The following is a 23,486-nucleotide window of genomic DNA, read 5'->3' as shown; positions in this document are numbered from 1 at the left end:
TTTTGTTCTTATAGCTGCCACTAGCGTAGATGTGGATTGACGATCTTGGGTGGGGGATGGACGATCTTGCTATTGCTGACGACTTCAAGAGCCCCTATGAGCCGCTCCGTCGAGACCTCCAACTGGCCGCTGCCGGCAAACGGCGTGCGCTTCACCACGCCGCCGCGCCTGCGCCGCTCGCTGGCCCGCCACCCGCTGACGGCGGGCTGTTACCCCTTGGCTCTGGGGTTTTACCCAGAAGCCGTGGGGCATCGCATGGAACGGTTCGAACCTGAGGATCACCTGCTGATCTACTGCCGCGCTGGGCAAGGCTGGCTGGAGACCGGGGATGGACGATTCGAGGTGGGCGGCGGCGACCTGCTGCTGCTGCCCAGGGGACAGGCCCACGCCTATGGCGCTGATTCGCAGCGGCCATGGAGTATCTATTGGGTCCACTTCGAGGGCGAGCTGGTGGAGGAATACCTCCGCCCCTTGGGGCCGGCCGCGTTACGCCGTATCGGCGTGTTGCCGCGCCTGCTGGCGGATTTCGATGCACTGCTTGGCCTGCGTCGGCAGGGACTCAACTTGCCGCACTTCGTTCACGCGGCCCATCAGCTGCAGACACTGCTGACTTCGCTTGCGGTACTGCCGGTGCGCGGGTTCCTGAAATCGGGCCGGGTCCTGGACGTGGATGCCGTGCAGGCCGTCATGCGCGCCCATCTGCATGACAGCCTCAACCTTGATCAGTTGGCGGCGCAGTTCAAGCTTTCTCGCTTCCATTTCGCCAAAACCTACCGTGCACTGACTGGCCACGCGCCGATCCAGGACTTCATCCAGCTGAAGATGGCCCATGCCTGCCGGTTGCTCGATGAGGGCAACCAAGGGGTGCGTCAGATTGCCGAGCAACTGGGCTACGAGGACGTCTATTACTTCTCGCGCCTTTTCCGCAAGGTGGTGGGCATGGCGCCGAGTCATTATCGGGCGCTGCACCAGGGGTGATGGAGGGGGGGGCGCGGAGGTATTGTTGTTGCGGTTCGGCCACCCTCTCCCAGAGGGAGAGGGGAGACAAGCGGTTCGTGAGAATCTTCAGCATCACACCAATGGCCCCAACTCCTTATCGGGAGAGGGTTTGGGGGAGGGAGGGGCGGCGTTGCAGGTGGTCAGTCGACTTCGTTTGGACGACCACCCAGCAGCTTGAGCCAGAGAGCCACCGATTCTGCCAGCTCGGGCCGCAGCTCTCGGGGGGGCGGCAGCTGCAGGCGCTGGAAGGCGGGAAGTCGCGCGAGACGGTCGTCATCGCGGGGTTCCTCGAGCAACTGATCGGCGACCTGGACGACATCTGCGAGGTCAGCCGGTCCTTTGTGCTGACGGCACCAGTCACGGCGCAACCGCGCGCAATCGACTAGGGCAGGTTCCAGTTGCCAGGCGCTGAGCAGCATTTCACCCAGCTCGGCCGAGAGCTGGTCGCAGAGGCGTTGCAGGTCGCATTCCAACCGCGATACCTGGGGCCAGTGTTGCAACTCCTCGAGGAGCGGGTGGCAGCCGATGTCTTGCACAAGGCCAGCCAGCAAGGCATCGACGCTATCCAGATGGGGCACGTGTTGGGCCAGCCCTGCGCTCAAGGCGGCGCGCCGCAGCGAGAGAGCCCAGCGTTTGTTGAGCACTTTCTGCAAACGAGGCTCCCGGATTTCGGAGGGGCAACACAGTTCTAATGCAAGCACCAGATGGCCAAGGTGTTGCGGCCCCAACTGCGCGACAAGTTCGCTGAGGTCTGCCTCGTCATCAGGGTGGTGACGCAGGTGCAGCGCCGCGAAGTGTTGCAGTCGGCTTTCCAGCAGCGGATCGTGGTGCAGGAGTTGGCCGGTCTGCGCGGGCTGGGGTGCTTTGCTGGCCGACCAGTGGCGCAGTCGTTGGGAGTTTGGCGGTAGCGGCGGGAGCGCAGCGGCTCCCGTGGAAAAATGGTTGCCCAATTCTTGCTTCACCGCATCATGTCGATTATCCATTCCGATGAACTCCAACCGTCCTTGATTGACAAGGGTAGTGGGCATTTTTTAGGGTGCCCGACCATCGGGCGGGAACCGCCCCGGCATGCGCCACGGAAACCTGAAAGTGATGACTGAAAGCGACGACCGCATCAAGCTCGAGCCGAGCTGGAAAGAAGCCCTGCGTGAGGAGTTCGAAAAGCCGTATATGAAGGCCCTGGGCGAGTTCCTGCGCCAGGAGAAAGCAGTAGGCAAGGTGATTTTCCCGCCGGGGCCGCTGATCTTCAACGCACTCAACTCCACGCCGCTGGAAAAGGTGAAAGTCGTCATCATCGGCCAGGACCCGTACCACGGACCGGGTCAGGCACATGGCCTGTGCTTCTCGGTGCAGCCGGGGGTTCCGGCGCCGCCGTCCTTGCAGAACATCTACAAGGAACTCAAGCGCGACCTGAACATCGACATCCCCAGTCATGGCTACCTGCAGTCATGGGCGGAGCAGGGCGTGCTGTTGCTCAACACCTCCCTCACCGTTGAACAGGCCAAGGCCGGTTCCCACGCCGCGGCTGGCTGGCAGCACTTCACCGACAAGGTGATCGAGGTGGTGAGCCAGCAACGCCCGCACCTCGTGTTCCTGCTCTGGGGCTCCCACGCCCAGAGCAAGGAGCGGCTGATCGACCCCACCAAACACCTGATCCTGAAGTCAGCTCACCCGTCGCCGCTTTCGGCTTATCGGGGCTTCTTGGGCAATGGCCACTTCAGTCGCTGCAACAAGTTCCTGGTCCAGCACGGTCTGGAGCCTGTCGACTGGAGCTTGCCTACGCTCTGAGGCGGTGCCCGTCCTACTTGGGGTAGCAGGACTGGTTGCGAAGGTCGCTGATCATCCCGCTCAGGCGTTCCCGCAGGTGGTAGCGCTGCTTGCTGTCAGCGGCATTGAACAGATCGGCCAGCAGGCTGGCCAGTTCATGTTCCGAAGGTTCGAAGGCTTCCCGGAACTCCCGGGTCCAGAAGGCTTCTGGTTGCTGCAGCAGTAGCGTCAGTCGCCGCGCGAAGTCCGGCGTACGATGGACGTACAGTGCCGCACGAAGCTCCCGTTGCCAGAGCTCGCGATTCTCGACCCAGGCGCGGTCATAGGGCGACTGGGATGATGCCCAGTCGCGGATACGTTTGCTTTGCCGTTCACTGGTCGAGCCCAACCAATCCCGGATGCGGTGCTCCATTCGCCGGGACCTCGCCTGGATCAGCTCCTCCGGCTCCCCAACCAAGTACTTTTTGCGAATCTCCGCGTTCTTCTCATCCAGTGAGACATAAAGCTCACCCAACTGCCTGGGCGTCAGGCTTTCCGCCAGGCTGATCGCGCTCGGTGTGATTTCCACAACTATGGACTGGATGGCACTGCGGACCTTGGTGGTCTCTTCGCGCAGGTCCTTGGCTTCGAGTCGAGAACGGCTGGCCAGTTCGCGCAGGTGAGTAAGCCAGTCGACGTAGTTCGGAAGCTGGGTCTTGCAGTGCCAGGCCAGGTGCTGCTGCAGACGGGGTTCGAGCCATTCTTCCTGCGCGTCATCGAGGCTGACGTAGCTGTCGATCCACCAGGGGATTGCCAGATCGAGGTTGCGATAGGCCAGGTCCAGGCGGCTGCAGGCGGCCAGCAGGAGTGCGGCTATGCAGAACAGGAGTTGCCTGATGGTGAGGGGGCCGGACATTTTGGGGCTCCGGGCGGGGAATAGGGGAGAGGATAGCCTGCGCGATTGGGGATTTGGTGAGGGAGGCCGATCTGGTAAGAACACTCAGCGGAACAAAAAAAGCCCGCACAGGGCGGGCTAAGCATGGCTATTGAGTCGCTGCCAGCGTCTGAACACCGGCTCGGCCAGAAACAGCACCAACAACAATCGCAACACCTGCAACGCCGTCACCAAGGGCACTGAAAGCTGCAGCGCCTCGGCGGTCAAGCAGAGTTCCGCGATGCCTCCAGGCATCATCCCCAGCATCAGCGAGCGATGGTCGAGCCCGTCCAGCCAGCCAAGCGCCTCGGCGGCCAACGCGGCGAAGGCCATCCCTAGCGAGGTGGCGAGCAGCGTGCGGGTGATGAAAGAGGGTGCGCGGCGGAAGAAGGCTCGGTCGAAATGACAGCCCAGCGCACTGCCGATCAACCATTGGCCCAACTGACTGCCGCCTTCTGGCAGACCGAGTTGCAGGTCGAAGGCAATGCTGAAGGCTGCGCTGACCAACAACGGCCCGATCAGCCAGGGATTGGGCTGGTGAAAGCGCTGCATGAGCCAAGCCAGCGCGGCGCCAGCGGCCAGCAGCATGGCAAGCCAGCCCCAATCGGTGGATGACGCGTGGCCCAAAGCGGGCGGAGCGCCGAGGAACCATTGGAACAACGCCGGGACGCTGAGCACTACCAGCAACAGGCGCAGGCTCTGGCCTGCGGCAACCCGGCTGAGTACCGCGCCGTTACGCTGGCCGAGGTTGACCATCTCGCTGGCGCCGCCCGGCATGCTGGCGAAGAACGCGGTGGCGCGATCCTCGCCGCTACGCAGCATTAGGCTGATACCTATCACGCTGGAAAGGGTGGTGGCGATCGCGCCGAGCAGGATGATTCCGCTGTGGGCCAGCACTTGTTCGATCACCGCCGGAGTGAAGTGCAGACCGATGCCGATACCGACTATCCATTGCCCGCACTTGCGCCCGCCCGGTACTTCAGCGAGCGGCCTGTTACCGATGCAGCGTACGGCAATAACCGCCAGCAGCGAGCCCACCATCCAGGGCAGGGGCCAGCCGACCAGGCTGGCCAGCCAGCCGCCGCCGACGCCCACCAGGGGCGTCAGGAGCCATTTAGGCATGGGCCAGCTTCGCTTTGGCCCGGCGCGCACGCAACCAGCGGATACCCGGCAGGGCCAGCATAAGAATGGTCAGCGCCCAGAGGGCGATGGTGATCGGACTGCTCCAGAGAATGCCCAGATCACCGTTGGTGATCGACAGGGCACGGCGCAGGTTGGACTCCATCAACTCGCCCAGTACGAAGCCGAGGATCAGCGATGACAGCGGGAAGTCCATCTTGCGCAGCAGGTAGCCGAATACGCCGAGGGCCGCCATCAACACTAGGTCAAAGGTGGTGCTGTGCACGGCGTAGACGCCGACCACGCTGACGATGGTGATCGCCGGCACGAGGATCCAGGTCGGTACGCTGAGCATGCGGGCGAACATGCCCACAAGCGGGATGTTCATTACCAGCAGGATGACGTTGCCGATGAACAACGAGGCGATCAGGCCCCAGACCACATCGGGCTGCTGCTCGAACAGCAGCGGGCCGGGGGTGATGTTGTAGAGGCTCAGGGCGCCGATCATCACGGCGGTGGTGCCTGAGCCTGGCACGCCCAGGGTCAGCATGGGAATCAGCGAGCCGCAAGCCGAGGCATTGTTGGCGGCCTCTGGAGCCGCTACGCCGCGCAGGTCGCCCTCGCCAAAGCGGCCGGAACTCCCCGCCATGCGCTTCTCGCTCATGTAGGTAATGGCACTGGCGATGGTGGCGCCGGCTCCCGGCAGCACGCCGATCACGAAGCCGGCCAGGGAGCTGCGTATGCTGCTCCACCAGGTGAAGGTGAACTCCTTGAAGTTGAACAGCATGCGACCGCTGGTCTTGACCGCCTGCTGGCCGGTCGTCGTGTGCTCCAGCATCAGCAGCACCTCGCTGACGCTGAACAGGCCGATGACGACGATGACGAACTGGATCCCGTCAGAAAGGCCGATGCTGTCGAAAGTGAAGCGGTAGACGCCGGTGGTGGCGTCTACGCCGACGGTGGCCAGGCCGAGACCAATCAACGCCGAGAGCAGGGTTTTCACCGGTTTGTCGCCGACCATACCGCCCAGGCAGGCAATGGCGAAGACCATCAGCATGAAGTACTCGGCCGGGCCGAATGCCACTGCCCAGTTCGCCAGCATCGGTGCGAAGAGCACCACGCCAATGGTGGCAATGGTGCTGCCGATGAAGGAGCTCATGGCTGACAGCGACAGGGCGATGCCTGCCTTCCCTTGGCGCGCCATTGGGTAACCGTCCAGGGTGGTCATGATCGCGGCGGCGTCACCGGGCACGTTGAGCAGGATGGCGGAGATGCGACCGCCGTATTCGCAGCCCAGGTAAACCGCGGCCAGCAGGATCAGCGCGGTCTCCGGCGGCAGGCCAAGGGCGAAGGCCAGCGGCAGCAGGATGGCCACACCGTTGATCGGGCCGAGGCCCGGCAGCAGGCCGACGACGGTGCCAACGAAGGCGCCGAACAGGGCCACCAGCAGGTTGATCGGGCGTAGGGCGACATCGAAGCCCTGGGCCAGGAAGTTCAGGGTTTCCATATCAGTTCTCCAGAATGCCGAGTACGCCGAGCGGCAGCGGGACGTCCAGCAGGTAATCGAACAGGCCGTAGAGCAGCACACCCATCAACACACCGCTGACCAAGCTCGGAAGCGGTCGGCCCAGGAAAAGCAGGCCCATGCTGAAGCCCACCAGCGCAGTGCTGACGACGAACCCCAGTGGCTCGAACAGCACGGCATAGGCGACCAATGCCAGGACGCAGAGCACGACCTTGCGCGCCAGCTGCCAGGAAATCGGCAGGTCCGGGCCGTCACCGGGTTTGTAGATCAGCCAGAGAGCGGCTGTGGCCATCAGGCATAACAGCAGTAGCGGATAGGCGCGCGGGCCTACCGGGTCGTAGCTGAAGGGTGCCTGGAAGCCCCACGCCACCACGGCGAGGAACGCGCAGACGATCAACCAGACCGCAGCGAAAATTCGTACGTACATGACGAGTTACCTAGGAATGCATGGATCTCCCCTCTCCTCTGGGGAGAGGAGCCGGGGGTGAGGGAGCCTTGCGTTTGCGCGCCTCCCGCACCCGGCCCGACGGACTACTCTCTCCCGACGGGAGAGGGCATCAGTTACTGGGCGAGACCAAATTCACCTGCGAGCTGCTTGTACTGCTTCACCTGCTCGAAGACATAAGTCTTCAGCTCGTCACCAGTCAGCGTCAGCGGGAACAGGTCGCGTTGCTCACGCAGCTTGGCGAAGTCTTCGCTGGCCAGCAGGGTGTCGAACTGCTGCTTCCACCAGTTGAAGTCCTCGTCGCTGACTTCCGGGCCCATGTAAAAGCCGCGGATCACCGGCCAGCTGATATCGAAACCCTGTTCCTTGGCGGTCGGCAGGTTCGCCAGTTTGCCGGGCAGGCGTTCATCGGCGAGCACGGCCAGGACACGGATCTTGCCGGCCGCGAGTTGCGGGGTGACTTCGCCGAGGCCGCTGCTGGTGACTTGCACGTGGCCGCCGAGCATCGCGGTCAGTGTTTCGCCACCGCCCTCGAAGGCCACATAGCGCAGCTTCTGCGGGTCGATACCGGCAGCGCGGGCAATCAGCGCGGTTTGCATCCAGTCCTGGCCACCGATGGTCGCGCCTGCGCCGAAGACGATGCTGGCCGGATCTTTCTTCACAGCCTCGACCAGGTCGCCCAGGGTCTTGTACGGCGAGTCCGCGCGAACCGAGATGGCGCCATAGTCGGTGCCGATGCCGGCCAGCCAGCGCACGGCACTCTCGTCATAGCGACCGAACTTGCCCTGGGCCAGGTTCAGCAAGGAACCGGAGGAGAACGCGGTGATGGTCCCGGCGTCCTTTGGTCGCTGCGCCACCACGGCGTTGTAAGCCACCGCACCGACGCCGCCCGGCATGTAGGTGACGCGCATCGGCGCCTTGAGCAGCCCGCCATCCTTCAGGCCGCTCTGGGCCAGCTTGCAGGTCAGGTCGAAGCCGCCGCCGGGCTTGGCCGGGGCGATGCATTCGGGGCGCTTGGGTTCGGCCAGCAACTGGGTCGAGAGCAGTAGGCCGGAGGCGATCAGGGCGATGCGGGAGAGAGCAGTTTTCATCGATGTTCTCCTGTGGAGTTTTATTGTGGTTCAGGCTTCACCAGATCGGCAGGGCGTAACTGACGATCAGGCGCAGTTCATCCGCATCGCGGGCGATGTTGGAACGAAAACTGGCATGGCGCGCGCGCAGGGTCAGGTTCTTCAGGCTGCCGCTGGGCACTACGTACTTGAACTCGGCATCACGTTCCCACTCGCGACCTTCCTCGGTGCTGGCGGTGATCTGCGCGTTGTCGCCGCTGATGTAGCGGGTCATGAAGCTCAGGCCGGGTACGCCGAGGCTGGCAAAGTCGAAGTCGTAGCGGGTCTGCCAGGAGCGCTCGTCGGCGTTGGCGAAGTCGTTGATCTGCACGAAGTTGACCAGGAAGGGGTCGCTGCCATCGATGTAGGCGTAGCCGGTGTCGCCGCTCATGCGCTGGTAGCCCAGGCCGACCTTATGGCTGCCCTGGCCGTAGCTGAGCATGCCGTTGAGGGCGCGGTTGTCGACCTTGCCTGCCTCGGCCGTCCCGGTGTCGTCGCTCAGCGCATAGCGCAGGTCGGCGCTGAGGGTGCCGGCGCCCAGTGGCTGGCTAGCGAGCAGGCCGAAGAAATGCTGGCGGTAGACATCGTCCAGTTCGGCGGCGTAGTAGCGGCCGGTGTAGTGCTCGCTGAAGGCGTAGTCCAGGCCGGCGAGGTCGAAATGGTCGCCCGTGGCAGCGCTGGAGAATCGCTTGTTCTTGTTGTTCAGGGCCAGGTCTTCGGAGTTGGTGGAGGCACGGTCCTTGACCTCCCTGAGGCGACCGCCGGTGAAGGTCAGGTCCTTGATCTCGCTGGAGGTGAGCAGACCGCCCTCGAAGACCTGGGGCAGGATGCGGCTATCGCTGGCCTTGACCACCGGCAGCTCGGGGATATGCGTGCCGAGGCGCAGTTCGCTCTCGGAAACCTTGATCTTGGCAGTCAGGCCGAGCTTGCTGTACTCGTCCGGGGTGCCACCGTCGTCCTGGACGGGTAGCAGGTCGGTACCGCTGCGGCCGGGACCGGAGTCCAGCTTGACCCCGAGCATGCCAAGGGCATCGAGGCCGAAGCCGACTGTGCCTTCGGTGTAGCCGGATTGCAGATTGAGAATGAAACCTTGTGCCCATTCTTCGCGCTTGGATTGGCCGTCACCTTCGCGGAAATCGCGATTCAGGTAGATGTTGCGGGCCTCCAGGTTGGCCGAGCTGTCCTTGATGAAGTCAGCCTGGGCCAGCGGGGTCAGGATACAGCCTGCAATGACGAGGCCGAGGGTTCGAACAGGCAGGCGTGCCTGTCGTGCGGCAGTGAGCATCGAGTGGTCTCCATTGTTGTTTTTGTCACGCCAGTGCAACCACGGACCAGCGTTCTTTTGGTGGTTCTTGCCACCTTGTCGCGATGCTATGCAGTGAAACTTTCGCCAGGCTTTCAGCGAGAAAGAATTTCGACATCGCGTCCACAGGTGGTGTCAGGCCGTTAAACTTCAGTCCGATCGCTGCCCATTCGGAGACTTCGTCGTGCGAATCCTGCTGGTCGAAGACCACCCCCAACTGGCTGAGAGCGTGGCCCAGGTACTCAAGGGCGCCGGCTGGACGGTAGACGTGCTGCACGACGGCATTGCCGCCGACCTGGCCCTCGCCAGCGAGGACTATGCATTGGCGGTACTGGATGTGGGGTTACCGCGCATGGATGGATTCGAGGTCCTGGCGCGCTTGCGTGGGCGCGGCAAGACCCTGCCAGTGCTGATGTTGACGGCGCGGGGCGAGGTCAAGGACCGGGTCCATGGCCTCAACCTGGGCGCCGATGACTACCTGGCCAAACCCTTCGAGCTGACGGAGCTGGAAGCTCGGGTCAAGGCACTGCTGCGCCGCAGCGTGCTTGGCGGCGAGCAGCAGCAACGCTGCGGCGCCCTGGTCTATGACCTCGGCACCCGTCGCTTCAGCCTCGATGATGAAGTGCTCAGCCTGACCTCCCGCGAGCAGTCCGTGTTGGAGGCGCTGATCGCCCGGCCAGGACGGGTGATGAGCAAGGAGCAACTGGCCTCCCAGGTGTTCGGCCTGGACGAGGAGGCCAGCCCGGATGCGATCGAGATCTATATTCACCGCCTGCGCAAGAAGCTGGAAGGCAGCCCGGTGCGCATCGTGACGTTCCGCGGTCTGGGCTACCTGCTTGAGAGCCAGGATGCGTGAAGCCGGCAGCCTGCGTGGGCGGCTTCTGCGTCGTCTGGCGCTGCTGCTGGGCGCGCTTCTGGTGATTGCCAGCCTGAGCTCCTACTGGAATGCACGCGAGGCCGCGGATACTGCCTACGACCGCACCTTGCTGGCATCGGCCCGGGCCATTGCCGACGGCCTCTACGAGAATGACGGACGGTTGAACGCGGATGTTCCTTATGTGGCGCTGGATATCTTTGCCTACGACAGCGCCGGTCGAATCTTCTACCAGGTGATGGATCCCGACGGGAAGCTGGTGTCCGGTTACGAGAATCTGCCGCCGCCGCCTCCAGGGACCCGGCGGACCGATGACTATCCCGCGCTGGCGCGTTTCTACGATGGCGAGTACCAGGGGGTAGGCGTACGCGTGGTGAGCCTGTTGCAGCCGGTGAGCGAGCCGGGGCTCAACGGCATTGCGGAGATACGCGTGGCTGAGACGGAAAGCGCTCGCGAGCGTCTGGCCCGGGGTCTGCTGATGGACAGTTTGTGGCGGTTGGCACTGCTGGTGATCGCCGCCCTGCTGCTGGTGTGGCTAGCGGTCAGCGCCGCTTTGCGACCGCTGCAGAAGCTGCGCGTGGCCGTGGAGGAGCGCCAGGCCGACGATCTCCGCCCTCTGCCTGAGGTGGCGGTCCAACGGGAGCTGCGCCCTCTGGTCGAGGCCCTCAACCAGTTCACTGAGCGCTTGCGCGGTCTCTTTCAGCGCCAGGCTGACTTCATCGCGGACGCATCCCACGAGTTGCGCACACCCCTCGCCGCATTGAAGGCGCGGGTCGAGCTGGGCTTGCGCGAGCAGGACCCGGTGGTGTGGCGCGCAACGCTCGAAGAGGCTGCGCAGAATACTGATCGATTGACCCATCTGGCCAACCAGCTGTTATCGCTGGCGCGGATCGAGAGCGGGGCGCGGGCTATTGCAGAGGGCGGTGCCGAGCGGATCGAACTCGGCCAGTTGGCGCGTGAGTTGGGCATGGCCCTGGCACCCTTGGCCCATGCGCGGGGCATCGCCCTGGCACTGGAGGCCGAAGACCAGGTCTGGGTGATGGGGGAGCCGACCTTGCTCAACGAGCTGCTCTGCAACCTGGTGGATAACGCCCTGGCTCACACCCCGAGAGGCGGCAATGTGGTGCTCCGGGTTCGGGCGCCAGCCGTGCTGGAGGTGGAGGATGACGGTAGCGGGATTCCGGCCGACGAGCGAGACAAGGTGTTCCAGCGCTTCTACCGGCGCAACGTTCAGGGCACTGGAGCGGGGCTTGGATTGGCCATCGTTGGCGAGATCTGTCGCGCGCATCTGGCGGAAATAAGTCTTCACGATGGCGCGGCAGGAGGACTTCTGGTCCGGGTCAGCTTTCCGCCGGCTTAGCAAGGCCTCAGGGGGCGAGGCCAAGGGGTTGCTGGATCTCCATCAGGTACTGGCTGACTTTTCCGCTTTTGCGCAGGCGGGCGAGCCCTCGGTTGAAACGCTCCATCAACTCACGACTGCCAGCCACCTCTCGAGAGAGCAGAAGGTGAAGGCTGTCGGTACGCAAAGGTTTGGGGTGAAAACTGAGCTGGGCGCGTTCGGCTGCGCTGAAGCGCTCACGGAGCAGGGTGGAGGCCACGACCTGATCCATGGGGAATGCATCCAGACGTCCCGCAAGCAGCATGCGCAAACCTTGCTCTTCATTGCTCAGGCGCTTCACTTCGAGCTGCTGGTCGTGTTCAGCCTGCTGGAAGGCCTCGCCATAGTCGTAATCGATGGCGCCGCCCAGGCGAAGGCCGCGAAGGTCGGCCACCCGCCGCCATTGCAGTGGACGTTCCTTGAGGTGAAATAGGTAGTAGCTACATTCGATGACCGGGTCGCTGATATGGAAACGACGTTCGCGCTCAGGACTTCGCATCCACACCGCCGTGCCAGCACGTTCGCCGCGTTCGGCCAGGTGCAGTGAGCGAGCCCAGGGAAAGAATTCCCAACGGACCCGAACGCCTTCAAGTCCGAAGGCTTCTTCGACAATGCGGGAGGCAACGCCGTGGTGAGGCAGCTGCGCGCCGAGGTAGGGAGCCCACTCGCCGTTGGTCAGACGCACCTCCTCAGCGGCGGCGAAGCCATGGCAGAAGAGGCACAGGATCAGCAGCAGCGCGCGCATTCGACTCCATCCTGCGACACCAGGCGATGCCGCAGTCTAGCGCTGGATGGGCGAGTGCGCTCGGGCCTTTACTGGAGCATGCTCATGGCCGCTTCCATGGCGGCGGAGAGATCTTCGTCGGCCTGGATGTCGACATTCGGGTCGATGCCGAGTTTTGCGAAGGCAGGAATCGCACCCCAGTCGAGCTCGGTGCAGGGATGCCCGCTTCCCAGGTAGCTCTGCAGGGTGGCGACCTGGACGATGTCGGTGTAGTCGGCACGCACCGAATTGCGTGTGAAGTCGACATACTGCGACGGCACGGCGGCAATGGGGTCGGGGAACTCCCAGGCACGCAGGATGCGATCACCAATGATCGGATGGATACGTTCGATCACGTGGTTGAGGCTGATCGAGTCCGCCAGCAACTCACCGTGTTCTTCCGCGTAGGTGAGGATGGGCAGCACGCCGATCTGGTGCACAAGGCCGGCAAGCGTGGCCTGGTCCGGCATCAGGCGGGTGTAGTGGCGGCAGAGTGCGTGGCAGATGCCGGCGATTTCCGTACTTTTGTTCCACACCTCGCGCATCTTGCGATCGACCACATCGGAGGTCGCCTGGAACATCTGCTCCATGGCAAGACCCGTGGCCAGGTTGCAGGTGTAGTTGATCCCCAGGCGGCTGATAGCCATCTGCAGGTCGGTGATTTCCTTGTTGGTGCGCAGTAGCGGGCTGTTCACCACCTTGATGATGCGAGCGGTCAGTGCGGCGTCGTTGCCGATCACCTTGGTCAGCCCTTGGATACTGGCGTCAGGATCCTCGGCGGCTTCGCGGACCTTGAGCGCCACTTCGGGCAAGGTCGGGAGCACCAGCGCATCGTCATCGATGGCCTGGATCAGCTCCTGTTGGACTTTATCGGCAAGCGTGCTCATTGACATTCTCTTGTAAGGTCGGCGACGGACCTAGCGTTGAATCTCGCGATCAGCGTCCAGGGTATAGGGAAGGTCCAGCAGCGACAGCGTTGGTCCGTCGGCCGCACCGAGGTGGATGCGTCCATCGGTAACGGCGTCTTCCTGCAGGACTGCCAACAACTCACAGCCACCCTCTGCCGGTGCAGCCAGGACCACTTCGCCAACTGAACTTTGATGTACGGGCGAGAACAGCTCCATACCGGGCGTCGGCAGGTCACCCTGTGTGAGGGCCAGACGATAGAGGCGCCGCTTGAGCTTGCCCAGGTACTGCATGCGCGCAACGATTTCCTGGCCGGTGTAGCAGCCTTTCTTGAAGCTGACGCCGCCAAGTGCCTGCAGGTTGATCATTTGCGGAATGAACAGCTCGCGGGTCGCGTGGACCACCTGGCCGATGCCGGCGCGAACCTGCGCCAGCAACCAGGCGTCGAGTGGCGCTTCCGGCAATTGAGCAGCGAGGCGTGCCTGCAAGGTGGCTGCCTCGGCCTGGACGGCCCAGAGTTCGGCGCGGCCGTCAGGTAGGCGCAGCGCAATCAGCTGGCCATTTCGGCATACGCTGTCGGCGGTTTGCGGCAGATCGAGGCCGAGCGCGAGCAAGACACCATCGCCCTGGCTGAGGCCGTAACGAACCCAGGAGGCGCTTTCGTCGCCCAGGGTGGACTTGGAGAACACCGCGTACTTCTTCAGCTCGGAAAGCTGCGACTCGACCAGGTCGGCGGCCATGGCGAGGAGAAAGCCGTCCCCTTGCGCCAGGATGCGAAAGCTGGAGGTCATGCGCCCCTTGGGCGTGCAGCGTGCCCCCAGGCTGCAGGTGTCCTGGTCCAGATAATTCAGGTTGCAGGTCAGCTGGCCCTGAAGGAACTTCGCGGCGTCTACGCCGCGGACGGCGAGCAGGCCCTCGTGGGTGAGCGGGCAGAAAAATGCGGGATTGGCCATTGCGAATCGCTGGGTAGGAGACTGGGGCGCCATCATAGAGCGCTGCTGGTGGCTTGTCAGCGGGTGCTTGGGGATGTGGCTGTGGTTATAATGCCGACCTCTTTCCCGGAGGCGCTGTGATGGCCGACACAACTGAACTGAACCGACTCTTCTGGCACAGCCGCCGTGGCATGCTCGAACTCGATGTGCTGCTGGTGCCTTTCGTCAAGGAGGTCTACCCGACCCTCGACGAGGCGGATCAGGCCCGCTACCGCAAGCTGCTGGCGTGCGAGGACCAGGACTTGTTCGGCTGGTTCATGCAGCGCGGCGAGCCCGAGGACGCAGATCTGCTGCGCATGGTGCGAATGATCCTGGACCGTGTCCAGCCGAAGTGACCGCTTCGAATGCCACTGGTGCCCGTCGCGGCGCCTGCTGGCCCTCTACCTGATCCTGCTGGGCTTGGCGGCGGTGGCTCCCTTTGCGGCCGAACTGCCCGGCTGGGCGCGGTTGGGAACCTTGTTGGCCTGTGCCGGTCATGCGGTGTGGTGCCTGCCCAGATACGTGTTGCTGAGCTCAGCTTCGGCGTTCAATGGCTTGTGCCTGGATGCAAACGGTTGGCAGCTCTGGCGATCAGCCGATGGTTGGCAGCCGGTACAACTTTGCCCGGACAGCCTGGCCTTGCCGTCTGTAGTGATTCTCAGGTTTCGCCTGGCCGGTGAGCGTCGGGTTAGAGGTATCTGCGTACCGGCGGATGCGCTCGATCCCGAACAGCATCGCCGGTTGCGGATGCTCCTGAAATTCAGTCGCCGAAGGTGGGTGGCGCCAGAATAGTATCCCGGGCGTCGGGGAGCTGATCCGGGTAGTCCAGCGTGTAATGCAGGCCTCGGCTTTCGTGGCGCAGCATGGCCGAGCGGATGATCAGTTCTGCTACCTGCGCCAGGTTGCGCAGTTCGATCAGGTCCCGGCTGACCTTGTAGTTGCTGTAGAACTCATCGATTTCGCTGAGCAGCAGGCGCACGCGGTGCTGGGCGCGTTGCAGGCGTTTGTTGGTGCGCACGATGCCAACGTAGTCCCACATGAAGCGCCGCAATTCGTCCCAGTTGTGGGCGATGATCACGTCTTCGTCCGAGTCCGTTACCTGGCTGGCGTCCCAGGTCGGCAGGTTTTCCGGCATCGTCACATCGGGCAGCTGCTGGACGATGTCCTCGGCGGCCGAATGCCCGTAGACAAAGCATTCCAGCAGTGAGTTGCTGGCCATGCGGTTGGCGCCGTGCAGGCCGGTGAAGCTGGTTTCGCCGATGGCGTAGAGGCCCGGGATATCGGTTCGGCCATGCTGGTCGACGAGCACGCCGCCGCAGGTGTAGTGTGCGGCGGGCACCACCGGGATCGGCTGCCGGGTGATATCGATGCCGAAGTCCAGGCAGCGTTCGTAAACCGTCGGGAAATGGCTTTTCACGAACTCGGCCGGCTTGTGGCTGATGTCCAGGTAGACACAGTCGATGCCCAGGCGCTTCATTTCATGGTCGATGGCGCGCGCCACGACATCGCGCGGGGCCAGTTCGGCACGCTCGTCGAAGCGTTGCATGAAGCGTTCGCCGTTCGGCAGCTTGAGCAGGCCGCCCTCGCCACGCACTGCTTCGGTGATCAGGAAGCTTTTGGCCTGCGGATGATAGAGGCAGGTCGGGTGGAACTGGTTGAACTCCAGGTTGCCGACCCGGCAGCCAGCACGCCAGGCCATGGCGATACCGTCGCCACAGGCTCCGTCGGGGTTGCTGGTGTAAAGGTAGACCTTGGAGGCACCGCCCGAGGCCAGGATGGTGAAGCGGGCATGGAAGGTGTCCACCTCACTGGTGCCGCGGTTCAGCACATAGGCGCCGAGGCAGCGTTGGCCTTCGAGCCCCAGCTTGCGCTCGGTGATCAGGTCAACGGCGACCCGTTGTTCCAGCAGTTCGATGTTCGGCCGCTGGCGCGCCTGTTCCAGCAGCGTATTGAAAATGGCTGCGCCGGTGGCGTCTGCGGCATGGATGATGCGTCGGTGGCTATGCCCGCCCTCACGAGTGAGGTGGTACTCGAAGCCGCCGTCTTCATGGTCGCTCTTGTCGTCACGGGTAAAGGGGACGCCCTGGTCAATCAGCCACTGGATGGCCGCGCGGCTGTGCTCGACCGTGAAGCGGACAGCATCCTCCTGGCACAGCCCGGCTCCGGCGACCAGAGTGTCCTGGACGTGGGAGTCGACGGTGTCGGTGTCGTCCAGCACGGCGGCGACGCCGCCCTGGGCCCAATAGGTTGAACCATTGCTCAGGTTGCCTTTGCTCAGCACGACGATCTTCAGGTGCGAGGGCAGGGTGAGGGCGAGGGTCAGGCCGGCGGCGCCGCTGCCGATGACCAGAACGTCATGCTGGAAATGTTGGCTCATGTCGGTTTCCGCGAGAAAAGCGGCCACTAGTATATAGAGGGGGTGGCCTGCACAATAGCGAGCTTATGACTCGGTAGGGCGGCAGGGAACTTTTCCAGCTGTTCAGGCTCCATTCAGAGTCACCGATTCATAGGGACGGTGCTTGCTTTCAATCACGCAACGAACGCACGTGAATGTGCTATCCGGATGCCTGTAGATCAAGCGACTTATTTTCAGCGCAGCAGAGCGGTGGGCCCTGCTGCGTTATTCCGTGCAGATGAAAAAACTATCTGCAGGAAGCTTGCTTGGAGGGGAGAACTTTTGCGCAGTGCACGAGTCTATTTTGGCAAGCCGATCCATTGGCTGGCGCAACACCCCTTCGAGATCGACGAGGAGTGTTCATGCTAACCCAGGAAGAGGATCAGCAACTGGTCGAGCGGGTGCAGCGGGGCGACAAGCGGGCTTTTGATCTGTTGGTGCTCAAGTACCAGCACAAGATTCTTGGGTTGATCGTGCGATTCGTACACGATGCCCAGGAAGCTCAGGATGTCGCTCAGGAAGCCTTTATCAAGGCCTATCGTGCGCTCGGGAATTTTCGCGGTGACAGTGCGTTCTATACATGGCTGTACCGGATCGCCATCAATACGGCGAAGAACCATCTGGTGGCGCGTGGTAGGCGTCCACCAGATAGCGATGTAAGTGCCGAGGACGCCGAGTTTTACGACGGTGACCACGCCCTCAAGGATATCGAGTCCCCTGAGCGAGCTTTGCTGAGGGATGAGATCGAGGCAACTGTGCACCGGAGCATCCAGCAATTGCCTGAGGATTTGCGTACTGCACTGACTTTGCGCGAATTCGATGGTCTGAGTTATGAGGACATTGCGAGCGTCATGCAGTGTCCGGTCGGCACAGTGCGCTCACGCATATTCCGGGCGCGTGAGGCCATCGATAAAGCCTTGCAACCCTTGTTGCAGGGCACCTGAGACAGCGGCGACAGCCAAGAGGGGAACCGCCATGAGTCGTGAAGCTTTGCAGGAATCGCTGTCCGCGGTGATGGATAACGAAGCGGACGAACTGGAGTTGCGTCGAGTTCTCGCCGCGAGCGGGGACGCAGACGTGAGAGCTACCTGGTCGCGTTACCAGATTGCTCGTGCTGTGATGCACAAGGAATTGCTGGAACCACGCCTGGATATTGCTGCAGCCGTATCCGCTGCGTTGGCCGAGGAGGCTGTACCTGCGAAGGTCGTGCCTGGTCCGTGGCGGAATCTGGGGCGCTTGGCAGTAGCAGCGTCGGTAACGGTCGCGGTATTGGTTGGCGTGCGCTTCTACAATCAGGGCGACGCAGTAGGTACCCAGCAACTTGCCCAGCAGCAGGCGGGGCAGCCGATGATGGTATTGCCTCAGGCTCAGCAGGGGGCAGTCCTGGCGGGTTATAGTGAGGGGGCACAACAGGTGGCGGCACCTGCAGGTGCGACACAGGGATCGTCTGGTTGGCACGAAAAGCGTCTGCCGGCATACCTGCGCCAGCATGCTCAACAGGCCGCCATGAGTGGCTCTGAGGGGGCTCTTCCGTATGCTCGGGCAGCCAGTCTGGAGAGTCGCTGAGGGAGAACATGCGCGCACTTCCGGTTTTCATTCTGCTGGGCGGATGGCTAGCCCAGTCCGCCCAGGCCGCTGACGCCCAGGACTGGCTGAAGCGCCTCACTGAGGCCGAACTGCGCCAAAGTTTCCATGGGGCTTTCATCTACGAGCGAAACGGCAGCTTCACCACGCATGAGGTGTGGCGCAAGGTCGAGTCGAGCGGTGAAGTGCGCGAGCGTCTGCTGCAACTTGATGGTCCGGCCCAGGAGGTGGTGCGGGTGAATGGCCAGACCTGGTGTGTTAGTAGCACGCTTTCTGACCAGTTGCCTGAAGCCCAGGCGTGGCCGTCTCGAAGTCTGGATACGGCGGTACTCGCTCAATGGTATGACCTGCGTCTGGTCGGCGAGTCTCGCGTCGCTGGCCGGCCTGCAGTGGTTTTGTCGCTTTCCCCGCGGGACCAGCATCGTTATGGCTTCGAGCTACACCTGGACCGTGACACCGGTCTGCCGCTGAAATCGCTTCTGCTGGGCGACAAGGGGCAGTTACTGGAGCGGTTGCAGTTCACCTGGATCGATACCAAGGATGCGCCTGCTGACGGCAGCGTCCAGCCGAGCCAGGCCTGCGAAGCTGTTCGAGTCACCGAGGCGCCCAAGGGCCAGTCAAGCCGCTGGCGCTCGGAGTGGCTTCCGCCGGGATTCAGTCTAGCCAGCGAGCAGGAGCGCCGAAGTCCGGCTTCGTCTGATTCGGTTTCCTGGCTGGTGTACGACGATGGGCTTTCCCGTTTTTCGGTGTTCCTCGAACCTCTGCATGGCGCGGTGGTGGAGGATGCCCGGAGCCAGCTTGGGCCTACTGTCATGGTGGCCAAGCGTGTGAGTACGGCGGATGGTGACGTAATGGTGACGGTCGTAGGCGAGATCCCGCTGGGGACCGCTGAGCGCGTCGCCTTATCCATGCGTGCTGCGGAGGCGCCAGCTGCTCAATGACACCTGGTACAGCTGCATGTCGCGGAACCTTGGTGATGCCTGTGGTATCGCCGGCCAGGGATGGCTTGAACGAAAGTTCCACATTTTTCCTTGATATTTGACGGAGCCTGGGGATATCCCTATTGGCTCCTTTTTTTTGTTCGTCGTGCCGAAAGGCCCGAGGAGCTCATACCACTCGTTCTGCAACGGGAGCAGTATGTCGATGTTAAGTCTCAAATCCTGCATGACCGCCATGGCAGCCGTGTTGCTGCTGGGGCAAACTCTGATCGCGCGCGCTGAGTTGCCTGATTTCACGCCTCTGGTCGAGGAGGCGTCTCCGGCCGTCGTCAACATCAGTACTCGGCAGAAGCTGCCGCAGCGCAGTACGGCCGGTGCCCCCGTGATGCCTGATCTGGAGGGCTTGCCGCCGATGCTGCGGGAGTTCTTCGAGCGCAACATGCCACCGGCGCCGCGAAATCCTCAAGGTGGTCGCCAACGCGAAGCGCAGTCCCTGGGTTCCGGCTTCATCATCTCCAAGGACGGCTACGTCCTGACCAACAACCATGTGGTGGCCGATGCGGACGAGATCATCGTTCGCCTGTCCGATCGCAGTGAGCTGGAAGCCAAGCTGGTTGGGGCGGACCCGCGCACGGACGTCGCGCTGCTCAAAGTTGAGGGCAAGGGGCTGCCGACCGTCAAGATCGGCAAGTCCGAAGATCTGAAGGTTGGTAGCTGGGTGCTGGCCATTGGCTCGCCGTTCGGCTTCGACCATTCGGCGACTGCTGGCATCGTCAGTGCCAAGGGGCGGAGCCTGCCGAACGAGAACTACGTTCCGTTCATCCAGACTGATGTGGCGATCAACCCGGGCAACTCCGGCGGCCCCCTGTTCAACCTCGATGGTGAGGTGGTCGGCATTAATTCGCAGATCTTCACCCGTTCGGGCGGCTTCATGGGCCTGTCCTTCGCCATTCCGATCGATGTTGCCATGACGGTGGCGGACCAGCTGAAGGCCGAGGGCAAGGTCAGACGCGGCTGGCTGGGTGTGGTCATCCAGGAAGTGAACAAGGATCTGGCCGAGTCTTTTGGCCTGGATAAGCCGGCTGGTGCCCTGGTGGCCCAGGTGCTGGAGGATGGTCCGGCGGCCAAAGGCGGCCTGCAGGTCGGTGACGTGATCCTCAGTATGAATGGCCAGCCTATCGTAGTATCCGCGGACCTCCCGCACCTGGTGGGTACTCTCAAACCAGGCAGCAAGATCGAACTGGACGTGGTTCGCGACGGCTCGCGCAAGACCCTCAGCATGGCCATTGGCGCCTTGCCTGAAGAGGGGGCGGAAGTGACTGCCGCCGGCGCTCAGGGTGTCGAGCGCAGCAGCAATCGCCTGGGCGTCAGCATTGTCGAGCTTACCGATGATCAGAAGAAAGCCCTGGACCTGCAAGGTGGAGTAGTCATCAAGGAGGTTCAGGACGGTCCGGCCGCGATGATGGGCCTGCGCCCGGGCGACGTGATCACTCACCTCAATAACCAGGCGATCGACTCTGCCAAGACATTTACCCAGATCGCCAAGGACTTGCCGAAGAATCGCTCGGTGTCCATGCGTGTTCTGCGTCAGGGGCGGGCCAGCTTCATTACCTTCAAACTGGCCGAATAACGACGCGGCACGGAAAAAGGCGGCCCGCGGGCCGCCTTTTTCATGCCTGCCTTCCGCTGCGCGGGCGTGACGTGTTGACTGGCGATCAGGTAAACTCCCTCGCTATTTTTCGGCGAGCAACCTGCTCGCGGCTTTTTTGAGTGTTAATCCGTGAGTGACCTGAGTCATATCCGCAATTTCTCCATCATCGCCCATATCGACCATGGCAAGTCGACCCTGGCTGACCGCTTCATCCAGATGTGCGGCGGCCTGTCCGACCGCGAGATGGAGGCGCAGGTACTGGACTCCATGGACCTGGAGCGGGAGCGTGGTATCACCATCAAAGCCCACAGCGTCACCCTGCATTACAAAGCGCAGGACGGGCAGACCTACCAACTGAACTTCATCGATACTCCCGGCCACGTGGACTTCACCTATGAGGTCAGCCGCTCGCTGGCCGCCTGTGAAGGCGCGCTGCTCGTGGTCGATGCCGGCCAGGGCGTCGAGGCACAGTCGGTTGCCAACTGCTATACCGCCATCGAGCAAGGCCTCGAGGTCATGCCGGTGCTGAACAAGATGGACCTGCCCCAGGCCGAGCCGGAACGGGTCAAGGAAGAGATCGAGCACATCATCGGCATCGACGCCACTGATGCCGTGCCCTGCAGCGCCAAGTCCGGCATGGGCGTAGTGGATGTGCTGGAGCAACTGGTCAAGGTCATCCCGCCGCCGGAAGGGGAGATCGACGCTCCGTTGCAGGCCCTGATCATCGACTCCTGGTTCGACAATTACTTGGGCGTGGTGTCGCTGGTGCGCGTCAAGCACGGCCGGGTAAAAAAGGGCGACAAGATTCTGGTGAAGTCCACCGGCAAGCTCCACCAGGTGGACAGCGTCGGCGTCTTCACCCCGAAGCATACCGAGATGCCTGACCTCAAGGCCGGCGAAGTAGGCTTCATCATCGCCGGTATCAAGGACATTCATGGCGCGCCGGTGGGCGATACCCTGACCCTCTCCAATACCCCGGATGTCGATGTTCTGCCGGGCTTCCAACGCATCAAACCGCAGGTCTATGCGGGCCTGTTCCCGGTCAGTTCCGATGATTTCGAGGACTTCCGCGAAGCGCTGCAGAAACTGACGCTGAACGATGCCGCCCTGCAGTACGAACCGGAAAGCTCCGAGGCCCTGGGCTTCGGCTTCCGCATCGGCTTCCTCGGCATGCTGCACATGGAGATCATCCAGGAGCGACTTGAGCGCGAATACGACCTGGACCTGATCACCACGGCGCCGACTGTAGTCTTCGAAGTGGTGCAGAAGAACGGAGAGATCATCTACGTCGATAACCCGTCCAAGCTGCCCGATCTTTCGTCCATCGAAGAGATGCGCGAGCCGATCGTCCGCGCGAACATCCTGGTTCCCCAGGAGCATCTGGGCAACGTCATCACCCTGTGTATCGAGAAGCGTGGTGTCCAGCGTGACATGCAATTCCTCAGCTCCCAGGTTCAGGTTTGCTACGACCTGCCGATGAACGAGGTGGTGCTCGACTTCTTCGACCGCCTGAAGTCGGTAAGTCGTGGATATGCGTCGCTGGACTACAGCTTCGACCGTTTCGAACCGGCTAATCTGGTCAAGCTGGATGTCCTGATCAACGGCGAGAAGGTCGATGCGCTGGCGCTGATCGTCCATCGCGACCAGGCCCACTACAAGGGGCGGGCGTTGACTGAGAAGATGAAGGAACTGATCCCACGGCAGATGTTCGACGTGGCGATTCAGGCGGCGATCGGTGGACAGATCGTTGCGCGTACTACCGTAAAGGCGCTCAGGAAGAACGTTCTGGCCAAGTGCTACGGCGGCGACGTTAGCCGTAAGAAAAAACTGCTGGAGAAGCAGAAGGCCGGTAAGAAAAGGATGAAGCAGGTTGGCAGCGTGGAAATCCCGCAGGAAGCCTTCCTTGCTGTGCTCAAAGTGGATAGCTAGGGTCTATGTCGATCAATTTCCCGCTGTTGTTGGTTATCGCCGTTGCAGTCTCTGGTGTGCTCGCACTTGTTGACCTGGTTCTGCTGGCGCCTCGCCGGCGCTCGGCGATTGCCGCCTACGAGGGGCAGGTCGGAGAGCCTGATCCGAATGTGGTCGACAAACTGAGCAAGGAACCGCTGCTGATCGAGTACGGGAAGTCCTTCTTCCCGGTGCTGGCCATCGTGCTGGTGCTGCGTTCTTTCCTGGTTGAGCCCTTCCAGATTCCGTCCGGCTCGATGAAGCCGACACTGGAAGTGGGCGATTTCATCCTGGTCAACAAGTTCGCCTACGGCATTCGCCTGCCGGTGGTTGATACCAAAGTGATCGAGGTGGGTGACCCGCTGCGTGGCGACGTCATGGTGTTCCGCTATCCGAGCGACCCGAACGTCAACTACATCAAGCGCGTCATTGGCCTGCCTGGCGACCGGATTGCCTACAGCAGCGACAAACGACTGACCGTCAACGGCCAGCCGGTTGCGGAAAAGCTGCTTGGCGAAGAGCCTGGCACCCTGGGTAGTGCGATGTTGTTCCAAGAGAAGCTGGGTGAAGCCGAGCACCTGATCCGTAAGGAAATGAAGCGCTATCGCATGGAACCGGGTCGCGAATGGGTAGTACCGCAGGGACACTACTTCATGATGGGTGACAACCGTGACAACTCCAACGACAGCCGCTACTGGAACGACCCGAACATTCCTCGGAACCTGCTTGGCATGGTCCCGGACCGGAATATCGTGGGCAAAGCCTTTGCAGTGTGGATGAGCTGGCCCGATCCCAAGCTGCGTAACGTGCCGAACTTCTCCCGAGTGGGCCTGATCCACTGACAGGCAGGCTCGCTTTGCGAAAATGCGGCGTTGTTCATGGCAGCGTCGCACGCGCCA

At 62.5% G+C, this 23,486-nt stretch carries 23 protein-coding genes; 12 read left to right on the top strand and 11 right to left on the bottom strand.

Annotated features, from left to right (window positions below):
* The first annotated feature begins 96 nt into the window (after positions 1 to 96).
* Positions 97 to 978 carry an AraC family transcriptional regulator gene (locus OXH74_RS01580; RefSeq protein ID WP_215374363.1) on the top strand — a complete coding sequence of 294 codons (882 nt, stop codon included), beginning with the start codon at positions 97 to 99 and terminating at the stop codon, positions 976 to 978.
* A 161-nt stretch (positions 979 to 1,139) separates the two neighbouring features.
* Here the strand turns inward: OXH74_RS01580 and OXH74_RS01575 are convergent, their stop codons facing one another.
* The gene (locus OXH74_RS01575; RefSeq protein WP_375739793.1) at positions 1,140 to 1,982 is read right to left on the bottom strand and encodes an HDOD domain-containing protein; all 843 of its coding nucleotides are present in this window, start codon (positions 1,980 to 1,982) and stop codon (positions 1,140 to 1,142) included.
* A gap of 109 nt (positions 1,983 to 2,091) precedes the next feature.
* Here OXH74_RS01575 and ung point away from each other — a divergent pair, with 109 nt between their 5' ends.
* Complete coding sequence (gene ung, locus OXH74_RS01570; protein ID WP_375741698.1) at positions 2,092 to 2,787, top strand: uracil-DNA glycosylase; 696 nt, start codon at positions 2,092 to 2,094, stop codon at positions 2,785 to 2,787.
* Between the two features lie 13 nt (positions 2,788 to 2,800).
* Here the strand turns inward: ung and OXH74_RS01565 are convergent, their stop codons facing one another.
* The 6 genes from OXH74_RS01565 to OXH74_RS01540 all read right to left on the bottom strand — a co-directional run bounded on the left by OXH74_RS01565 (position 2,801) and on the right by OXH74_RS01540 (position 9,162).
* Positions 2,801 to 3,661: a DUF6279 family lipoprotein gene (locus OXH74_RS01565; RefSeq protein WP_375739792.1), complete on the bottom strand. Its 861-nt coding sequence runs from the start codon at positions 3,659 to 3,661 to the stop codon at positions 2,801 to 2,803.
* 117 nt (positions 3,662 to 3,778) lie between these two features.
* A complete protein-coding gene (locus tag OXH74_RS01560) occupies positions 3,779 to 4,801 on the bottom strand; it encodes an AbrB family transcriptional regulator (protein WP_375739791.1) in 1,023 nt (340 codons plus the stop codon).
* A complete protein-coding gene (locus OXH74_RS01555; protein WP_375739790.1) occupies positions 4,794 to 6,305 on the bottom strand; it encodes a tripartite tricarboxylate transporter permease in 1,512 nt (503 codons plus the stop codon). The genes OXH74_RS01560 and OXH74_RS01555 overlap by 8 nt, the downstream gene beginning before the upstream one ends.
* A gap of 1 nt (position 6,306) precedes the next feature.
* Entirely contained in the window at positions 6,307 to 6,750 is a 444-nt protein-coding gene (locus tag OXH74_RS01550) for a tripartite tricarboxylate transporter TctB family protein (protein WP_375739789.1), read from the bottom strand.
* Positions 6,751 to 6,884: 134 nt separating this feature from the next.
* Positions 6,885 to 7,859 carry a Bug family tripartite tricarboxylate transporter substrate binding protein gene (locus tag OXH74_RS01545; RefSeq protein ID WP_375739788.1) on the bottom strand — a complete coding sequence of 325 codons (975 nt, stop codon included), beginning with the start codon at positions 7,857 to 7,859 and terminating at the stop codon, positions 6,885 to 6,887.
* A gap of 37 nt (positions 7,860 to 7,896) precedes the next feature.
* The gene (locus OXH74_RS01540; protein WP_375739787.1) at positions 7,897 to 9,162 is read right to left on the bottom strand and encodes an OprD family porin; all 1,266 of its coding nucleotides are present in this window, start codon (positions 9,160 to 9,162) and stop codon (positions 7,897 to 7,899) included.
* Positions 9,163 to 9,364: 202 nt separating this feature from the next.
* Between OXH74_RS01540 and OXH74_RS01535 the strand changes: the two genes are divergently transcribed.
* The gene (locus OXH74_RS01535) at positions 9,365 to 10,036 is read left to right on the top strand and encodes a response regulator (RefSeq protein ID WP_375739786.1); all 672 of its coding nucleotides are present in this window, start codon (positions 9,365 to 9,367) and stop codon (positions 10,034 to 10,036) included.
* Positions 10,029 to 11,414 (top strand): sensor histidine kinase, encoded by a 1,386-nt coding sequence (locus tag OXH74_RS01530; RefSeq protein ID WP_375739785.1) that lies wholly within the window; start codon positions 10,029 to 10,031, stop codon positions 11,412 to 11,414. The genes OXH74_RS01535 and OXH74_RS01530 overlap by 8 nt, the downstream gene beginning before the upstream one ends.
* Before the next feature lie 7 nt (positions 11,415 to 11,421).
* Here OXH74_RS01530 and OXH74_RS01525 read toward each other — a convergent pair whose 3' ends face one another.
* The 3 genes from OXH74_RS01525 to OXH74_RS01515 all read right to left on the bottom strand — a co-directional run bounded on the left by OXH74_RS01525 (position 11,422) and on the right by OXH74_RS01515 (position 14,054).
* Entirely contained in the window at positions 11,422 to 12,177 is a 756-nt protein-coding gene (locus OXH74_RS01525; protein WP_375739784.1) for a substrate-binding periplasmic protein, read from the bottom strand.
* 68 nt (positions 12,178 to 12,245) lie between these two features.
* Complete coding sequence (locus OXH74_RS01520) at positions 12,246 to 13,082, bottom strand: HDOD domain-containing protein (protein ID WP_375739783.1); 837 nt, start codon at positions 13,080 to 13,082, stop codon at positions 12,246 to 12,248.
* A 30-nt stretch (positions 13,083 to 13,112) separates the two neighbouring features.
* Positions 13,113 to 14,054, bottom strand: coding sequence for a YgfZ/GcvT domain-containing protein (locus OXH74_RS01515; RefSeq protein ID WP_375739782.1), 942 nt, complete (start codon positions 14,052 to 14,054; stop codon positions 13,113 to 13,115).
* Positions 14,055 to 14,173: 119 nt separating this feature from the next.
* Between OXH74_RS01515 and OXH74_RS01510 the strand changes: the two genes are divergently transcribed.
* Together OXH74_RS01510 and OXH74_RS01505 are read left to right on the top strand one after the other, a co-directional pair.
* Positions 14,174 to 14,428, top strand: coding sequence for a succinate dehydrogenase assembly factor 2 (locus OXH74_RS01510; protein ID WP_375739781.1), 255 nt, complete (start codon positions 14,174 to 14,176; stop codon positions 14,426 to 14,428).
* Positions 14,412 to 14,864: a protein YgfX gene (locus tag OXH74_RS01505; protein WP_375739780.1), complete on the top strand. Its 453-nt coding sequence runs from the start codon at positions 14,412 to 14,414 to the stop codon at positions 14,862 to 14,864. The genes OXH74_RS01510 and OXH74_RS01505 overlap by 17 nt, the downstream gene beginning before the upstream one ends.
* Here OXH74_RS01505 and nadB read toward each other — a convergent pair.
* Positions 14,833 to 16,449 carry an L-aspartate oxidase gene (nadB, locus tag OXH74_RS01500; protein WP_375739779.1) on the bottom strand — a complete coding sequence of 539 codons (1,617 nt, stop codon included), beginning with the start codon at positions 16,447 to 16,449 and terminating at the stop codon, positions 14,833 to 14,835. The genes OXH74_RS01505 and nadB overlap by 32 nt on opposite strands.
* 380 nt (positions 16,450 to 16,829) lie before the next feature.
* Here nadB and rpoE point away from each other — a divergent pair, with 380 nt between their 5' ends.
* The 6 genes from rpoE to lepB all read left to right on the top strand — a co-directional run bounded on the left by rpoE (position 16,830) and on the right by lepB (position 23,429).
* Positions 16,830 to 17,411 (top strand): RNA polymerase sigma factor RpoE, encoded by a 582-nt coding sequence (gene rpoE / locus OXH74_RS01495; RefSeq protein ID WP_215374313.1) that lies wholly within the window; start codon positions 16,830 to 16,832, stop codon positions 17,409 to 17,411.
* Positions 17,412 to 17,442: 31 nt separating this feature from the next.
* Complete coding sequence (locus OXH74_RS01490; RefSeq protein WP_375739778.1) at positions 17,443 to 18,033, top strand: RseA family anti-sigma factor; 591 nt, start codon at positions 17,443 to 17,445, stop codon at positions 18,031 to 18,033.
* 8 nt (positions 18,034 to 18,041) lie between these two features.
* Complete coding sequence (locus tag OXH74_RS01485; RefSeq protein ID WP_375739777.1) at positions 18,042 to 18,992, top strand: MucB/RseB C-terminal domain-containing protein; 951 nt, start codon at positions 18,042 to 18,044, stop codon at positions 18,990 to 18,992.
* Positions 18,993 to 19,194: 202 nt separating this feature from the next.
* Positions 19,195 to 20,619, top strand: coding sequence for a DegQ family serine endoprotease (locus OXH74_RS01480; RefSeq protein ID WP_375739776.1), 1,425 nt, complete (start codon positions 19,195 to 19,197; stop codon positions 20,617 to 20,619).
* 150 nt (positions 20,620 to 20,769) lie between these two features.
* Complete coding sequence (gene lepA, locus OXH74_RS01475; protein WP_375739775.1) at positions 20,770 to 22,569, top strand: translation elongation factor 4; 1,800 nt, start codon at positions 20,770 to 20,772, stop codon at positions 22,567 to 22,569.
* 5 nt (positions 22,570 to 22,574) lie between these two features.
* Complete coding sequence (lepB, locus tag OXH74_RS01470; RefSeq protein ID WP_375739774.1) at positions 22,575 to 23,429, top strand: signal peptidase I; 855 nt, start codon at positions 22,575 to 22,577, stop codon at positions 23,427 to 23,429.
* The last annotated feature ends 57 nt before the right edge of the window (positions 23,430 to 23,486 follow it).

The organism is Metapseudomonas boanensis, from assembly GCF_042232855.1.
GTDB classification, from domain to species: domain Bacteria; phylum Pseudomonadota; class Gammaproteobacteria; order Pseudomonadales; family Pseudomonadaceae; genus Metapseudomonas; species Metapseudomonas boanensis.
Note: the sequence above shows the minus strand (reverse complement) of the source record. Positions and strands in the feature narration are given on the sequence as shown.

Bases quoted from the DNA above. Each gene is read 5' to 3' on its own strand.
- rpoE (WP_215374313.1), top strand. From the start codon at position 16,830: ATGCTAACCCAGGAAGAGGATCAGCAACTGGTCGAGCGGGTGCAGCGG.
- OXH74_RS01520 (WP_375739783.1), bottom strand. From the start codon at position 13,082: ATGAGCACGCTTGCCGATAAAGTCCAACAGGAGCTGATCCAGGCCATC.
- OXH74_RS01525 (WP_375739784.1), bottom strand. From the start codon at position 12,177: ATGCGCGCGCTGCTGCTGATCCTGTGCCTCTTCTGCCATGGCTTCGCC.
- OXH74_RS01480 (WP_375739776.1), top strand. From the start codon at position 19,195: ATGTTAAGTCTCAAATCCTGCATGACCGCCATGGCAGCCGTGTTGCTG.
- OXH74_RS01560 (WP_375739791.1), bottom strand. From the start codon at position 4,801: ATGCCTAAATGGCTCCTGACGCCCCTGGTGGGCGTCGGCGGCGGCTGG.
- OXH74_RS01565 (WP_375739792.1), bottom strand. From the start codon at position 3,661: ATGTCCGGCCCCCTCACCATCAGGCAACTCCTGTTCTGCATAGCCGCA.
- lepB (WP_375739774.1), top strand. From the start codon at position 22,575: ATGTCGATCAATTTCCCGCTGTTGTTGGTTATCGCCGTTGCAGTCTCT.
- OXH74_RS01530 (WP_375739785.1), top strand. From the start codon at position 10,029: ATGCGTGAAGCCGGCAGCCTGCGTGGGCGGCTTCTGCGTCGTCTGGCG.
- OXH74_RS01580 (WP_215374363.1), top strand. From the start codon at position 97: ATGAGCCGCTCCGTCGAGACCTCCAACTGGCCGCTGCCGGCAAACGGC.
- OXH74_RS01515 (WP_375739782.1), bottom strand. From the start codon at position 14,054: ATGGCCAATCCCGCATTTTTCTGCCCGCTCACCCACGAGGGCCTGCTC.
- OXH74_RS01485 (WP_375739777.1), top strand. From the start codon at position 18,042: ATGCGCGCACTTCCGGTTTTCATTCTGCTGGGCGGATGGCTAGCCCAG.
- OXH74_RS01550 (WP_375739789.1), bottom strand. From the start codon at position 6,750: ATGTACGTACGAATTTTCGCTGCGGTCTGGTTGATCGTCTGCGCGTTC.
- OXH74_RS01545 (WP_375739788.1), bottom strand. From the start codon at position 7,859: ATGAAAACTGCTCTCTCCCGCATCGCCCTGATCGCCTCCGGCCTACTG.
- OXH74_RS01490 (WP_375739778.1), top strand. From the start codon at position 17,443: ATGAGTCGTGAAGCTTTGCAGGAATCGCTGTCCGCGGTGATGGATAAC.
- ung (WP_375741698.1), top strand. From the start codon at position 2,092: ATGACTGAAAGCGACGACCGCATCAAGCTCGAGCCGAGCTGGAAAGAA.
- nadB (WP_375739779.1), bottom strand. From the start codon at position 16,449: ATGAGCCAACATTTCCAGCATGACGTTCTGGTCATCGGCAGCGGCGCC.
- OXH74_RS01575 (WP_375739793.1), bottom strand. From the start codon at position 1,982: ATGGATAATCGACATGATGCGGTGAAGCAAGAATTGGGCAACCATTTT.
- OXH74_RS01540 (WP_375739787.1), bottom strand. From the start codon at position 9,162: ATGCTCACTGCCGCACGACAGGCACGCCTGCCTGTTCGAACCCTCGGC.
- OXH74_RS01510 (WP_375739781.1), top strand. From the start codon at position 14,174: ATGGCCGACACAACTGAACTGAACCGACTCTTCTGGCACAGCCGCCGT.
- OXH74_RS01555 (WP_375739790.1), bottom strand. From the start codon at position 6,305: ATGGAAACCCTGAACTTCCTGGCCCAGGGCTTCGATGTCGCCCTACGC.